Here is a 14,566-nt window from a genome sequence, read left to right on the forward strand (position 1 = left end):
ATCCGCGATCACCCCTGCACGGGTCGGAAGGAAGACAACGATGCGAGTCCTGGTGACAGTCGTGCGGGAAGGCATAGCCCCGCAGGACGTCATGGTCTCCCTGGAGGACGAGGCGACGGCCGGTGACGTGGCCGCCTGTCTGGGCGGCGCGGACCTGGCCTCGTCATCTCACCTCGCGGTCGGGCGACTCCCTTCCGCGATCCGGGCCGCCGCTGCCGGTACGGGATTCGCCGCTTCGAAGTCCCCCTTCCCGCGGACGGCCCCCTCCCTCTGGGTCGACGGCAGGCACTGCGACCCCTCCGCCCCCGCCGCCTCCGTCCTCCGTGACGGTGTGCGCGTCACCACCGACGAGGCCATCGGGCCTTTCATGCGAGCCGGGGAGCCGACGGGCCGGTTCGAACTGCGGGTCTGCGGTGGGCCCGACGCCGGGCGGATCGCTCGTGTGCAGGCAGGCGTGGCGACCCTCGGGTCCGGGCCGACCTGTTCCCTCTCCGTCGCCGACGCGACCCTCGCCCCGCTCGCCGCCAAGCTCTCCGTCAATGTCGACGGCAGCGTGACGATCCACCCGCAGGCCGGGGCGTCCCTGACGCTGGACGACGAGCCGGTCGAAGCGGACCAGGCCTGGCCCGTCGGCTCCCTCGTCCAGGCCGGTGACTCCCTCATCGTCCTTCGCGAAGCGGAAGAACCCGACGCCCACCTCGCGCCCACGGACGACGGTGGCTACGCGTACAACCGGCCGCCGCGGCTCTCACCGCTGCGGCAGCGGCCCCGCGTGGTCCTGCCCGCCGAGCCGGTCAAGGGGGAAGGCCCTCGCCTCCAGCTCTTCGCCTCCTTCATTCCGGCCGTGTTCGGCCTGGTCATGTACTTCATGACCAAGCAGATCTACACCCTGCTCTTCTGCGCCATGAGCCCGCTGATGATGATCGGCTACTGGGTGGGCGAGGCCCGGCACGAGCGCAAACGCCACAAGAAGGCCGTCAAGGAGTACAAGAAGGCACTCGTCGAGTACGACGTGAGGCTCGGCGAGCTGGCCGAGGCCGACCAGCGGGCCCGCCGCGAGTCACACCCCGACCCGGCCCAGGTGCTCCTCTTCGCCACCGGTCCGCGCCGCCGCCTGTGGGAACGCAGGCTCGTCGATCCGGATGTGCTGCAGTTGCGGGTCGGCATGGCCGACCTGCCCGTCGACGTCGAGATGCGCGCCGTCAAGACCGGCGCCTTCGACGATCCGCCGGAGCCACCCGTGGTGACCCACGTCCCGGCCGTGGTCCCGCTCGCCGAGCTGGGCGTCATCGGTGTGGCCGGCGACCGCCGGCTGAGTCTGGCGATGGCCCACTGGCTGGTCGCCCAGGCCACGGTGCTGCACAGCCCGCGGGACCTCTCGCTGGTCGTCCTGTCCTCCGCCGGTGACGCCCGGGCCGCCTGGGAGTGGGCCCACTGGCTTCCGCACACGGCCCCTCAGCTCGGCCAGGACTGCATCTCGCTGATCGGCTCCGAACCCGAGGTCGTGGGCCGCCGCGTCCACGAACTCCTCGCCGAACTGGAACGCAGGAAGGCCGGCGCCAGGGACTTCGGGGCGTCCAAGTCCCTGCGTCCCGACCCCTTCACCCTGGTCGTCCTGGACGGTGCCCGGCTGCTGCGCCGGATGCCCGGGGTCCCCCAGCTGCTGCAGGAGGGTCCCGGCCACGGCATTTTCGCCCTCTGCATCGACGAGGACGAGCGGCTCCTGCCAGAGGAGTGCAAGGCCGCGGTCAGCGGGCTGCCCGACCGGCCGAACCACGTCGGCATCGGCGGTGGCGGACTGGAATCGGTCGGAGACGTCCTGGCGGACCAGGTGTCACCCGGCTGGTGCGAACTGGTGGCCCGTTCACTCGCTCCCGTACGCGATGTGAGCCTGGACGACGCCGACGCCGCGCTGCCCACCTCCGCGCGGCTGCTGTCCCTCCTCGGGATGCCGGACCCCACGGGCGCGGACGTCGCCGGCATCTGGCAGCGGGGCGGCTCCACCACGGAGGTGCCGATCGGCATCGCCGGTGACGGAGCCTTCCTGCTGGACATCCGCAGGGACGGCCCGCACGCGTTGGTCGCCGGTACGACCGGCGCCGGCAAGTCCGAACTGCTGCAGACCATCATCACCTCGCTCGCGCTGGCCAACCGCCCGGACGCCCTCAACTTCGTCCTCATCGACTACAAGGGCGGCAGCGCGTTCCTCGACTGCGCGCAACTCCCGCACACCGTCGGCATGGTCAGCGACCTCGACGCCCACCTCACGGAGCGAGCGCTCGCCTCGCTCGCCGCCGAGCTCAAGCGGCGAGAGGAGATCCTCTTCGACACGGCCGCGAAGGACATCGAGGACTACGACGACACGAGGAAGGTGCGGCCCGAACTGGAGCCCATGCCCCGCCTCGTGCTGGTCATCGACGAGTTCGCCTCCCTCGTGGCGGAACTCCCGGACTTCATCGCGGGCCTCGTGGACATCGCGAGGCGAGGCCGCTCTCTGGGGGTCCACCTCATCCTCGCCACCCAGCGTCCCGCCGGTGTGGTGAGCGCGGACATCCGGGCCAACACCAACCTGCGTATCGCCCTCCGCGTCACCGACGGCGCCGAGTCCTCGGACGTCATCGACGCACCGGACGCCGGGTCCATCGCGAAGTCGACCCCCGGACGCGCCTACGTCCGTTCCGGTGCGCAGTCGCTCGTCGCCGTGCAGTCGGCCCGTATCGGTGGACGCCGGCCGAGCGTCGGCTCCAACCGCCCCCAGGCCGTCGCCACGCCCGTCTCCTGGGGGTCATTCGGCCGCCCGGCCCCCCGCGTCGTCGAGGACGGTGACGACGGGACGCTCGTGACCGACCTCAGCGTCCTCGTCGGCGCCATCCGCGAAGGGGCGGAGCTGATGCGGTTCGGACCGCAGCGGAGCCCCTGGCTCGAACCGCTGACGGATGTGCTGTCGCTCGCCGACCTGCCGGACGCCGTGCCGTCGGCGACCGACGAGGTCGCACCGATCCACATCGGTCTCACGGACCTCCCCGCCCAGCAGAGCAGGGCGCCGCTGGCACTCGACCTGGTGCACGGCGACCACATCATGCTGGCGGGCGGGCCCCGCTCGGGCCGCTCGACCGCCCTGCGGACCCTCGCCGGCGCGCTCGCGAGCACCACGTCCCCCGCCGACGTGCATCTGTACGGCATCGACTGCGGGGCGAACGCCCTGCTGCCCCTGACCAACCTGCCGCACTGCGGAGCCGTGGTCACCCGGGACCAGCCCGGCCGTGTGCGCCGCCTCCTCGACCGGCTGGCGGCGGAGGTCTCACGCCGCCAGCAACTGCTGGCCATGGAAGGCCTGTCCAGCGCCACGGAGCAGCGTGCGACGGCCGCGCCTGAGGACCGGCTGCCGTGGATGGTGCTCCTCCTCGACGGCTGGGAGGGCTACACGTCGGCTCTCGAAGGCATCGACTACGGCCGTCTCGTCGAGATGATCGTCAAGATCTTCAGGGAGGGCGCGGCGGTCGGCCTGAAGGTCGTCATGACGGCTGACCGCAGCGGGTTCAGCGGCCAGGTCTCGCCGTCCTTCGCCGACAAGCTGATCCTGCGCCTCACCGACGCCAACGAGTACTCCCTGGCGGGGCTCTCCGCCCGCGACGTGCCGAAGACGATGCCTCCCGGGCGTGCGCTGCGCATCACGGACGCGGGTGCTCAGGAGAGCCAGATCGCGCTGCTCGATCGCGACCCCTCCGGCCAGGCGCAGGTCGCGGCGTTGCGCAGGATCGCGGAGGAGGCGCGCCTGCGTCATCCGGTGCTGCCGCGCGACCGCCGGCCGCTTCGGGTGGACGAACTGCCGATGCGGGTCACCGCGAGCCAGGCCCGTGCTCTCGACCCCTCCTTCGCACCGCCGTCCCCGCTGTGGACGCTGCTCTGCGTCGGCGGCGACGAACTCACGCCGATCGGTGTCGATCTGGACGAGTCGGGGCCCGGCTTCGTCATCGCCGGGCCGCCCAAGTCCGGGCGTTCGACGGCCCTGGTGGTCGCGGCGCGGAGCCTGCTGGCCAATCAGGTGCCGCTGGTCCTCGTCACTCCCAGGCGCTCGCCCCTGCGCGACCTGGAGGACGAGCCCGGTGTCCTCGGCGTGCTCACCGCGGACAGCTCCGAGCGTGAGCTCACCGAGCTGATCGAGGGCGCGGGGGGCGGGAAGTACGCCGTCGTGGCCGACGACGCCGACATGCTCTACGACACGTCGCTGGACCGTGCGCTGGAGGAAGTCGCGCAGAGCGGGAGGGACGGTGGCATCGGCATCGTCGTGGCCGGCGCGACGGACACGCTGAACTCCCAGTACCGAGGGTTCGTCGTGGAAGCCAGGCGCTCGCGCCAGGGCATGATCCTGGCCCCGCAGAGCGCGTCGGACGGAGAGCTGTTCAACGTACGCCTGTCCATCGACGGCGGCGGCCCCGTGGGGCGCGGGCTCCTCATCCAGAGCGGGCAGATGACGCCTGTTCAGGCGATTCTCGACGACTGACCGGCAGGAAAAAGCCGGTGCGACCGATCATCGGTCGCACCGGCCGGCAAGCCCGCGGCATCAGGCCGCCGTGGCCTGCTCAATCCTGTCGTGGCTGTTCTTGGCCGACTTGTACGCGTCGTGGAGCGAGTCAGCCAGCTTGTTGACCTGCGGCTTGAAGTCACGCCATTCGTCGCGGAACCGGTTGGCGCCGGGGCCCGCCCAGAAGCCATGGCTGTCGTTGGCCTGACCGTCCAGGAGCGAGATCAGGTCACGGACCTCGGTCTCCTTCTTCTGGAAAGCTTCGTAGAGCTTCTGAAGCTTCTCAAGTTTTGCACCGCGGTCGATGTCCGCCATCTGGCTTCCTCCCCGTGTCGCTAACGCAAACGGACTCATGTGTCACACGGGACGCTACCGCACCAGCTCGGGCCGCGGAAAGTGGTTCCTTTGTCGCACCCTTGCAACGATGAGGGGTGCAGTGGGCCCTGTTCACAGGCGACTTGAAAGCTCCGGTCGCCAGGCTCACCGCACCCGCGAGAGCCGTGCCCGTGGGTTGCCCGCTGTCGGGTCTGGGCGCACCGGGTGCCGTTCGTGGGGGCGCCCTCGGCCGTGGGCACGAGGCGTTCGGAGGGGGCCGACGTGAGGGTCGGTACGTCGGTGCACAGCGCCTCGGCGAGGTTCGCGGCACGGCGGCGTCCGGGTCCGCCGCGAGCACGGGTGCCGTCCGGCCGCGCGGCGTCCACCTCGCGGCGGAAGCGGGCGCGGGACTCCTAGTCGAGCGCGGAGTGCGGATGCACGAGCTTCACCGCGACCGTGCGGCCGCCCTCACTGCGGCCGAGGTGGACCCGGCCCATGCCGCCCGCGCCGAGCAGGCCGAGCAGGCGGTAGGCGCGTCGTACCCCTGCGGGCCCGCGCGCCGCCTGCGCGGACCGGGCTTTCTGTTCGTCCCTGCGGATCGGCGTAGTGCGGAACCGGTGCGGGGCGGGGCCGTCTCTGTTGGCCGTCGTCCGTCATCCGTCGCCCGTCGTTCGATGCCTTCCGGGCGGTGCCAATACCTGGCCGGTATGCGCTCTTCGCCTTGTCCGTCGTCTTGCTCACTGGCAGGCCCATTGCCATGCCCATGGCCGGGCCGTGGCGGGGCGCAATTCCCGTTGGCTGTCGGCCGGGGCAACCGTCGGCAGAAGTCGGGCGAGAGGCCGCCGTTCACCGGGATGACGTTCGTACGCAATACGGACGCCGGGAACTATTACGCCCGAAGGGATATCGCGATATCCACCGGGCCGCCGCCGCAATTCGGCGAGAACCGCGCCCGGCGTATCGGAACTGTGGGTTCCGGGAGTGGGCCGGGCCGTGAATGCGCCCGGCCTTCGGAACTGCCCGCCCCGTCGACCGCCAAGGGGTCAGGAGCCCAGCAGCTCCACGTGGACGTCCGCCGGGAAGCCCGTCGTCGGCCCCACCCGGCGGGCGAACTCCGTGACGCCCTCCAGCTGTGCGGCGCCGAAGCGGAAGTCGAGCGTCGTGAAGTACTGCTCCAGGACGGTCGCGTCGAAGGTCTCCCAGCGCGCAGCCTGCTCGGCCACCTTCGTGACCTCCTCCAGCGAGAGGTCGCGGGAGGCGAGGAACGCCTGGTGCACCTGGCGCACCACCTCCGGCTCACGCGCCGCGTAGTCGCGCCGCGCGGCCCAGACCGCGAAGACGAACGGCAGGCCCGTCCACTCCTTCCACATCTCCCCCAGGTCGTAGACGTCCAGGCCGAGGCGCGGGCCCTCGATGAGGTTCGCGCGCAGCGCCGCGTCCCCGATCAGGACGGCGGCGTCCGCCTCGCGCATCATCAGGCCCAGGTCGGGCGGGCAGGTGTAGTAGTCGGGCCGTACGCCGATCCGCTCGGCGAGCAGGAGCTGGGCGAGGCGGACCGAGGTGCGGGAGGTCGAGCCAAGCGCGACGCGGGCGCCGTCGAGCCGGTCGAGGGGGACCTTCGAGACGATCACGCACGACATGACGGGGCCGTCGCAGCCGACCGCCAGGTCGGGGAAGGCGACCAGGTCGTCGGCGGCCTTGAGGTACTCGACCAGGGTGACGGGAGCGATGTCGAGCTCGCCGCGCACCAGCTGTTCGCTGAGCTTCTCCGGGGTGTCCTTCGTCAGCTCGAAGTCGAGGAGGGTTCCGGTCCGCGCGAGGCCCCAGTAGAGGGGCATGCAGTTCAGGAACTGGATGTGGCCGACGCGCGGCCGAGGGGTGCGAGGGGAGTCGGGCAGTTGTTCGGCGCCTGCCCCCGCAAAGGCGTCCAGGGGAGAATTGTCCACATCGGGGAGGCTAGCCCCACTGCGGTACGAGGTGGCCGTCGGGGGCCTCGCGTGCCTCGTCAACCCGCCTGGGGGCCATGTCAAACATCCGGGTGACGTGATCTTGCCCCCTATTGCATTCCCCGGTCTGCGTGCTAAGCTCGCCGCAAGTTGCAGTTTGGTTTCCCTTGCAGTACAGAGCCTGCGGAGCATGTGACCCGCGGGCTCTCGTCGTTTTCAGACTTATGCAGTTGTTTAAACAATCGCTGGTTCTGGAGCAGGGCAACCCTTTGGCCCAAGGAGGGCTTATGGCTACCGGAACCGTGAAGTGGTTCAACGCTGAAAAGGGCTTTGGCTTCATCGCCCAGGAAGGCGGCGGCCCGGACGTCTTCGTCCACTACTCCGCGATCAACGCGAACGGCTTCCGCTCCCTTGAGGAGAACCAGGCCGTTTCCTTCGACGTGACGCAGGGCCCGAAGGGTCCGCAGGCGGAGAACGTCACCCCGATGTGATCGGACGCCCCACGTGAGTGGGGCGTGTGATTCCCTCCGGTGACTTGATCCGGACATGGATGCAGTACCCAAGGAGCCCTGCTCCTCCGTGCGAACGGGGGAAGCGGGGCTCCTGCCTTTTCTGGCCCCTGGGCCTTGCGCACCGCCATGGCTCGGCCCCGACTCCCCTCGGCCTGCGACCCGGCTGGTGCTTGGCCTGCGACCCGGCTCGGCCTACGGCCCGCCGCGCCCCTCGGCCTCCCTGGCCGCACCGGCCACCGGCCCGAAGCCCGGTTGAGCCAGTGGGCCGGCTCGGGCCCCGCGGCTCGGCTCAGCCCCGCGGCCCGGCTCAGCCCCGCAGCCCAGCTCGGCCCGCGGCCCGGCTCAGCCCCGCAGCACAGCTCGGCCTGCGGCCTGTCTCGCCCCGCGGGTGCCCATCCGCGCCAGTCACCGACTCGCGGCTCTACTGAGCCAGTGGCCCGGCTCGGCCTGCGGCCCGGCTCGCCCCCTGGCCACACTCGGCCTACGGCCCGGCTTGGCCGGCCGGTGGTTTGCCTCGCCCCACGGTGCCCTGGCCGCACCGGCCGCCAGCCCGCAGCCCGGCCGAGCCAGTGGCCCCGCCTCGTCCGCCTCGCCCTGCGGACGCCTCGGCCCACCCTCCGCTCGGCCTGGGGCCCAGTTCGCCCCTCGGCCTCCCCGGCCGCACCGGCCGCCAGCCCGCAGCCCGGCCAAGCCACTGCCCACCCCCGCCCCGCGGCCCCGCTCGCCCAGCGGCCCCAGCGCCCCGCGGCCCAGCGCCCCGCGGCCCAGCACCCCGCGCCGCCCCTCGCGCCCCGGTGGGCGGTGGGCAGCCTCAGTTCGAGTTCGGGAGTGATTCCCTTCCCCGTGTCGCGGTAGCCGGGTCCCAGCCCTTCCTGGGGACCGAGGTCAGGAGGAGGCGGGTGTAGGGGTTTGCCGGGGCTGTCAGGACTCTGTGGGTCGGGCCGTGTTCCACCGCTTTGCCTCTGCGCATGACCAGGACCTCGTCCGTCACGTGCTGGACGACCGCCAAGTCGTGGCTGACGAAGATCAGGGCCACGGCCGTGTCCCTGCGGATCTCCTCCAGGAGTTGCAGGATCTGGGCCTGGATCGAGACGTCGAGCGCTGCCACCGCCTCGTCGAGGACCAGGACCTTGGGGTCCACCGCAAGGGAGCGCGCGATGGCCAGGCGCTGGCGCTGGCCGCCGGAGAGTTCCCTCGGGCGGGCCCGCGCCTCGCTCGTGCCGAGGCCCACCCGGTCGAGGAGCCCGGCGGCCGTGGACTCGTCCCTCCCGTGCAGCCGCAGGGCCGTGGCGACGCACTGCTCCGCCGTGAGCCGGGGGTCCAGGGAGATGTAGGGGTCCTGGAAGACCATCTGGATCTGCCGCGCCCTGGCCAGGCGGGCGGGCTTCCCCCTCGGGGGGCGGGAGGGGCGGGGGCTGCCCTCGACGCGGATCTCCCCCTCGTCGGGCCGTACGAGGCCCACCAGCATCCGCGCCACCGTCGTCTTGCCCGAGCCGGACTCCCCGACGATGCCCAGGGCCCCGCCCGGGGGAACGGTGAACGCGATGTCCTCGGCGGCCGTGTGGCGGCCCCCGCCCGGCAGGGCGTACGTCTTGGTGAGGCCCGACGCCTCCAGCAGGGGATCGGTCATGTCCGGCTCGCTTCCACGGGGAGGACGCGGCACGACGTCGTACCGCCGTCCGGCAGGGCTTTCGGCTCCGGCGGCCAGGTCTCGCACGCGCTCTCCGCGACCGGGCAGCGGTCCACGAAGGGGCAGCCCGTGAAGGCGTCCGCGAGGGACGGCGGGCGGCCCGGTATCGGGGTCAGGGGAACGGGCGCGCCCACGGTGGACGTGCGCAGCGTGGGGGAACAGGACAGCAGGCCCCGGGTGTACGGGTGGGCCGGGGTCGCGAAGAGGGCCTCGGCCGAGCGTTCCTCCACCACGCGGCCCGCGTACATCACGTACACCCGGTCGCAGTACGCGGCGGCGAGGTGCAGGTCATGGGTGATGAGGAGCAGGCCCAGGTCGCGGCCGGCCCGCAGGGTGCGCAGCAGGGCGAGGATCTCCGCCTGGGTGGTGACGTCCAGGGCGCTGGTCGCCTCGTCGGCGAGGAGCAGGCGCGGTTCGGCGGCGAGCGCGCCCGCGATGACGACGCGCTGGAGCATGCCGCCGGAGAGTTCGTGCGGGCGCTGGCGCAGCCGGCGTTCCGGCTCGGACAGGCCCACCGACGCGAGGAGTTCGGCCGCTCGGGCGCGTGTCGCCCCGCGTTCGGTGAGGAAGTCCCCGATGCGGCGTACCGGGTTGAGGGCGGCGCGGGGGTCCTGGTGGACCATGCCGACGGGGCCCGCGCGGTGGGCGCGGAGCCGTTCGCCGGTGAGGCCGAGGACGTCGGTGCCCGCGAAGCGGACCTGTCCCGTCGCCGTCGCGCCGGGCGGCAGCAGTCCGATGGCCGCCTTGGCCGTCGTCGACTTGCCGGAGCCCGACTCGCCGACCAGGCCGACGACTTCGCCCGGCCGTACGTGCAGCGTGACCCCGTCGAGGACCGGCCGCGCGGTGCCCGGGATGCGGACCGTCAGGTCTGCGATGTCGAGGAGCGGCATGGCTCACCTGCTTCCCAGCCGGTCGGCGGCCCAGACCCCGACCACGTTGAAGGACACGACGACGAGGGCGATGGCGGTGCCGGGCACCATGGCGGGGAGCAGGGCGCCCTGGACGACGGCGGCCTGGCCCTCCTGCACCATCAGGCCCCAGTCGGAGGAGGGCGGTTGGGCGCCGAAGCCGAGGTAGGACAGGGTCGCCAGGGACATCAGGGCCTCGCCGAAGAGGACCACGAGGTAGCCGAGGACGGCGCGGCCGAGGTTCGGTACGACGTGGAGGGCGCAGATGCGGGCGCCGCCCATGCCGAGCACCCGGTAGGCGTCGACGTACGGCTTGCGGGCCTCGGAGAGGGCGAGGGAGCGGGTGTACTTGGCGATCGTCGGGGTGAAGGCCAGGCCGAGGGCGAGGACGGAGGTCGTCGTGCCCGCGCCGAACACCGCGATGATCAGGACGGTGAACAGCAGGCCGGGGAAGGCGTACATGACGTCCGTCAGGCGGGACACCAGGGCGTCCACCCAGCCGCCGCGCCACGCGGCGAGCACCCCGAGCGAGATGCCGAGCACGGCGGCCAGCGCGAGCAGCAGGACCGGGGCGATGAGGCTGGTGCGGGCCCCGTACAGGGCGCGGGAGAGCAGGTCCTGGCCGGAGGAGTCGGTGCCGAGGAGGTGTTCGCCGCCCGTGCCGACGAGGGACGCGGAGAGGTCGATGGCGTCCGGGGCGTAGGGCGCGAGGAGCGGGGCGAAGAGCGCCGCGAGGACGACCAGGGCGAGGAAGGCGCCGGCGACGGTGACGCCGAGGGGGTATCCGCCGCGTACGGGCGGCGGGGCCGGGGCGAGAGTGGTGGCCGTCATGTCGTGGCTCCCTTCACGCGGGGGTCGAGGAGGGGGTGGACGAGGTCGACCAGCGTGGTCACCACGGTGTAGCCGGTGACCATGAGCAGCAGGACCGCCTGGGCGACCGGGAAGTCGTGGGTGTTGATGGCGCCGACGAGGAGCGAGCCGATGCCGCTGATGCCGAAGGCCGTCTCGACGACGACGGTGCCCGCGAGCATGCCCGCCATGATGAGGCCGCACATGGTGACGATGGGGCCGAGCGCGTTGCGCAGCACGTGCCGCCTGATGATGTCCCGCTCGGGGACGCCGGAGGCGCGGGCCGCCTCCACGTGGTCGGAGGCGGCGGCGTCGGCCATGGCCTGGCGTGTCACGCGGCTGATGACGGCGAGCGCGCCGAGCGCCAGGGACAGCGCGGGCAGCGTGAGGTGGCGCAGGGTGCCGCCGAAGCCCTCGCCGCTGCCGGTGACCGGGAACCAGCCGAGCTGTACGCCGAAGAGCGAGACCAGGGCGATGGCGGCGACGAAGGAGGGCACGGAGGCCGCCAGGGTCGTGCCGCCGACGACGAGGGAGTCGACCCAGGTGGACCGCTTGACCGCCGCGAGGACGCCCGCGCCGACGCCGAGGACGACGAAGAGGAGCGTGGCGTAGGCGACGAGCTGGAGGGTGGTGGGGAAGCGGGCCGCGACGAGGTCGGCGACCTGGTCGCTGTACTTGAAGGACCGCCCCAGGTCGAGGTGGACGCAGTCCCACAGCCACCGGCCGTACTGGACGGCCAGCGGTTCGTCGAGGTGGTACTGGGCGCGGACGCTCGCGAGCCGTTCGGGGGTCAGCTTGTCGCGGCCTCCGGCGAGGAAGACCGCCGGGTCGCCGGGGGCCGCGTACACGGCGGCGAAGATGACGAACGACGCGGCGAAGAGCGTGGCGAGCAGGCCCGCGACGCGGCGGGCCGTCCGGGAGAGCAGGGTCATCGCCCGCACCTAGCCCTTCTTGGGGCCGAGCAGGGCGGCCCACGGGTAGTAGAGGTAGGACTGCGAGGCCGGGGGTCCGGTCAGGCGGTCGTCGAGGACGAGCGCGGTCGGCACCTGGCCGAGCGGTATCCACACGGCGGCGTCCACGAAGCGGCGCTGCGCGTCGACGGCGAGTTCGGCGCGCCGGGTGTCGTCGAGGGTGCCGAGCGCCCGGTGGACGAGCTTGTCGTAGGTGGCGTCCTTGAAGCCGACCCAGTTGTTGGAGGAGTCGGAGAGGCCGTTGTCGTAGAAGCCCATGGGGTCGGCCTTGGAGATGTACCAGTCCCCCACCAGGACGTCGATGTCGGCGCGGGCCCCGGGGTCGCTGTAGAACTCCTCGAACTGCGCGGTGGGCACGGTCTTGATCTGCCCCTTGAGCCCGATCCGCTGGAGCGCGGCGCGCGTGGCGTTGGCGACGACGGTGCGGCCCTGGCTGCTGTCGGTGCCGATGACGACGGGTTCCGTGGGCGCGCCCGCGGCCTTCACCAGGCGCTTGGCCTCGGCGAGGGTCTCGGCGGTGGGCGTGGCGGGTGCCAGCGCGGCCAGTTCCTCCTGGGCGGCGGCGAACCGCGGCTTCTCGTACCCCCACGCCCCCGAGCCGACGGGGGTGGCCCAGGGCTGGACGAGCCCGCCGTATCCGGACCTGGCGATGCCTTCGCGGTCGATGGCGAGGGAGAGGGCGCGGCGGATCTGCGGGTCCTTCAGGCCGCCGCGTGCGGTCGGGATGAGGACGAGCGAGGCGGTGGAGGGGCCGTAGTGCTGGTCGATGCCCTGGGCGGCGCGCAGGGCGGAGGCGGTGTTCGGGGATTCGGCGTACGTCCCGTCGGCGGCGCCCGTCTTCAGGGCGTTGACCATGGCGCTGTCGGAGGCCCAGCGGAACGTCACCCGGCGGGTCAGGGACTGCTCGCCCCAGTAGTCCTCGTACGCCTCGATGGTGAGGGAGTCGCCGGACTTCCAGCCGGTCAGTTCGTAGGGGCCCGAGCACGCGTCGCTCTGCCCCGGGGTGCCGAACTCCTTGCCGGAGGCGGTGACCTGCTCCTTGTTCCAGACGATGCCGGCGTCGCCCGCGAGCGCCTTGGTGAAGAGGGCGTCGGGGGCCTTGAAGCGGATGGTGATCTCGCGGTCGCCGGTCTTCCTCATCGAGCGGACGTTGCCGAACTCGTCGGCCTGTTCCATGTCGGGGTCGGCGTGCCGCCGCAGGCTCCACAGCACGTCGTCGGCGGTGAGTGCCGACCCGTCGTGGAAGGTGACGCCGTCCCTGACGGTCAGGACGAGGGTCCTGTCGTCGGGCGTGCGGGCCTTGGTGGCGAGGAACGGCTCGATGCTCATGTCGGGCTGGAGTTGGTAGAGCCGCTCGCAGACGTTGGTGAGGACGACGCGTCCGGCGCTCGACCCCTGGGTGTCGAGGTCGAGCGAGTCGGGCTCGTCCTCCAGGAGCCAGTCCACCGTGTCCTGCCGCCCCTCGGCGGCGGGCGTGGTCGCGGTGAGCTTCAGCTCGGCGGCGTCGGCGGGCTCGCCGCCGAGCGCCGCCGTGTCGGCGCCGCTGCACGAGGCGGTGGCGAGCAGGGCGGTGGCGGCGAGTCCCGCCAGGGCCGCGCGCCGGTGCCCCGGCGCGGTCAGGGGGCTCATGAGGTCTCTCCGTACGGGCCGTCGTAGAGGTTCCAGGGCATGTGCTGGTACTCGCGGTCGCAGGGGGTGCCCGCGGTCACGTGGTAGTCGCCGGTGGTCAGGTCCACGCAGGAGGAGACGAGCGTGGCCCAGTGCTTGACGGCGGGGCCGCGTGGGTCGGGGTGGGTGCAGAGCGACTCGGGCAGGCCCAGGTGGTCGGACATCGCCTGCTTGATCAGCTTGCGGGACTCGTCGGGGCCCGTGGAGGCGCGCAGGGCCCGCAGTCCCTCCTCGGCGCGCGGGACGCGGACGAGCGAGTCGGACGACAGGGGCCGGTAGCCGTCGGCGAGGGCGGCCGGGACGCCCGCCTGGTAGTGGTTGCCGTGCACGAGGAGGCCGTCGGTCGGGTACATCCAGCCGTGCCCGGCGGGGGTCGTCTCCAGGTCGATGGCGAAGCCCTCGCGGCAGGTCAGCAGGGCGTTGCTGGCGATGTGGGCGCGGGTGCGGCAGAGCACGTCGAGGGCGTCGGTGACGGTCGCCCGGTCGAGCACGCTGCGGCGCACGACGGTCTGCGGGAGGCCGACGGCGTCGTCGAAGCGTCCGCCCAGGCCGTTGGCGTTGAGCGCGATCCCCGCCGAGTTGGCGCCCTGGCGGCCGATCTGTCCCGCCTCGACCTGCATGATCAAGGTCGGCTTCGGCGGCTGCACGACCCGGATCATGACGACGGTGTCGGCGACGCCCGCGCGCCAGTCCCAGTTCTGCCCCGCGTAGACGTGCCCGTCGCCGCTGGCCGCCCCGTACGCGGCGAAGGACGTGCAGCCCTCGGCGGGCTCCTCGTCGGGCCGCCCGGGAGCCGCCTTTGGGGACGCCTCTGCCATGTCGGCGAAGGAGCGGTCGTAGATGACCTCGCCGCGGGCGTTGAGCGCGAGCACGTCGGGCAGCGTGACGCCCGCGCCGTCGGCGATGCCCCGCATCTCCTCCACGAGGTGGGGCGCGTAGTCGCTGACCGGGTCGAGCCAGCGGGCGGCCCGTGCGGTGACGCGGTCCCAGGTCAGGCCCGCGGAGTGGCCGAATGCCTCTTCGTAGTAGCCGATCGCGGCCCGTATCCGCGGGCGGACCGCTTCGCCGTACTGGCGTCCGCGTTCGACGGGCGTACCGGAGATCTCGATCACGGGGAGCGTGCGGGGTGCCATTGTTCTCCTACCGCGGAGAGGTCCCGCGACGACGTCCTGTAACGTCGGT

At 72.3% G+C, this 14,566-nt stretch carries 10 protein-coding genes and 1 pseudogene; 2 read left to right on the plus strand and 9 right to left on the minus strand.

What is annotated here, in order from left to right; genetic code table 11:
• Positions 1-40 precede the first annotated feature (40 nt).
• Positions 41-4,504, plus strand: coding sequence for an FtsK/SpoIIIE domain-containing protein (locus tag AB0I16_RS06035; RefSeq protein WP_363248080.1), 4,464 nt, complete (start codon positions 41-43; stop codon positions 4,502-4,504).
• A gap of 60 nt (positions 4,505-4,564) precedes the next feature.
• Here AB0I16_RS06035 and AB0I16_RS06040 read toward each other — a convergent pair whose 3' ends face one another.
• The 3 genes and pseudogenes from AB0I16_RS06040 to AB0I16_RS06050 all read right to left on the minus strand — a co-directional run bounded on the left by AB0I16_RS06040 (position 4,565) and on the right by AB0I16_RS06050 (position 6,738).
• On the minus strand, positions 4,565-4,840 hold the full coding sequence (locus AB0I16_RS06040) for a WXG100 family type VII secretion target (RefSeq protein WP_363248081.1): 276 nt from the start codon (positions 4,838-4,840) through the stop codon (positions 4,565-4,567).
• Between the two features lie 325 nt (positions 4,841-5,165).
• Positions 5,166-5,364 (minus strand): annotated as a pseudogene (locus AB0I16_RS06045) (serine/threonine protein kinase); the annotation flags it as partial.
• 519 nt (positions 5,365-5,883) lie between these two features.
• Entirely contained in the window at positions 5,884-6,738 is an 855-nt protein-coding gene (locus tag AB0I16_RS06050; RefSeq protein ID WP_363248131.1) for a menaquinone biosynthesis protein, read from the minus strand.
• Positions 6,739-7,073: 335 nt separating this feature from the next.
• Between AB0I16_RS06050 and AB0I16_RS06055 the strand changes: the two genes are divergently transcribed.
• Complete coding sequence (locus tag AB0I16_RS06055) at positions 7,074-7,277, plus strand: cold-shock protein (protein ID WP_006138897.1); 204 nt, start codon at positions 7,074-7,076, stop codon at positions 7,275-7,277.
• An 832-nt stretch (positions 7,278-8,109) separates the two neighbouring features.
• Here the strand turns inward: AB0I16_RS06055 and AB0I16_RS06060 are convergent.
• From AB0I16_RS06060 to AB0I16_RS06085, 6 genes are read right to left on the minus strand one after another with little or no spacing between them, the layout of a single operon-like run.
• A complete protein-coding gene (locus AB0I16_RS06060) occupies positions 8,110-8,928 on the minus strand; it encodes an ABC transporter ATP-binding protein (protein ID WP_363248082.1) in 819 nt (272 codons plus the stop codon).
• The gene (locus AB0I16_RS06065; protein ID WP_363248083.1) at positions 8,925-9,878 is read right to left on the minus strand and encodes an ABC transporter ATP-binding protein; all 954 of its coding nucleotides are present in this window, start codon (positions 9,876-9,878) and stop codon (positions 8,925-8,927) included. The genes AB0I16_RS06060 and AB0I16_RS06065 overlap by 4 nt, the downstream gene beginning before the upstream one ends.
• A gap of 3 nt (positions 9,879-9,881) precedes the next feature.
• Complete coding sequence (locus AB0I16_RS06070) at positions 9,882-10,727, minus strand: ABC transporter permease (RefSeq protein ID WP_363248084.1); 846 nt, start codon at positions 10,725-10,727, stop codon at positions 9,882-9,884.
• Positions 10,724-11,671, minus strand: coding sequence for an ABC transporter permease (locus tag AB0I16_RS06075; RefSeq protein ID WP_363248132.1), 948 nt, complete (start codon positions 11,669-11,671; stop codon positions 10,724-10,726). Before AB0I16_RS06075 ends, AB0I16_RS06070 begins: the two co-directional genes overlap by 4 nt.
• A 15-nt stretch (positions 11,672-11,686) precedes the next feature.
• The gene (locus AB0I16_RS06080) at positions 11,687-13,345 is read right to left on the minus strand and encodes an ABC transporter substrate-binding protein (protein WP_363248085.1); all 1,659 of its coding nucleotides are present in this window, start codon (positions 13,343-13,345) and stop codon (positions 11,687-11,689) included.
• Positions 13,342-14,517, minus strand: a complete 1,176-nt coding sequence (locus AB0I16_RS06085) for a C45 family peptidase (RefSeq protein ID WP_363248086.1) — start codon at positions 14,515-14,517, stop codon at positions 13,342-13,344. Before AB0I16_RS06085 ends, AB0I16_RS06080 begins: the two co-directional genes overlap by 4 nt.
• Positions 14,518-14,566 lie beyond the last annotated feature (49 nt).

This window comes from Streptomyces sp. NPDC050703, from assembly GCF_040654435.1.
In the GTDB taxonomy this organism is placed as follows: domain Bacteria; phylum Actinomycetota; class Actinomycetes; order Streptomycetales; family Streptomycetaceae; genus Streptomyces.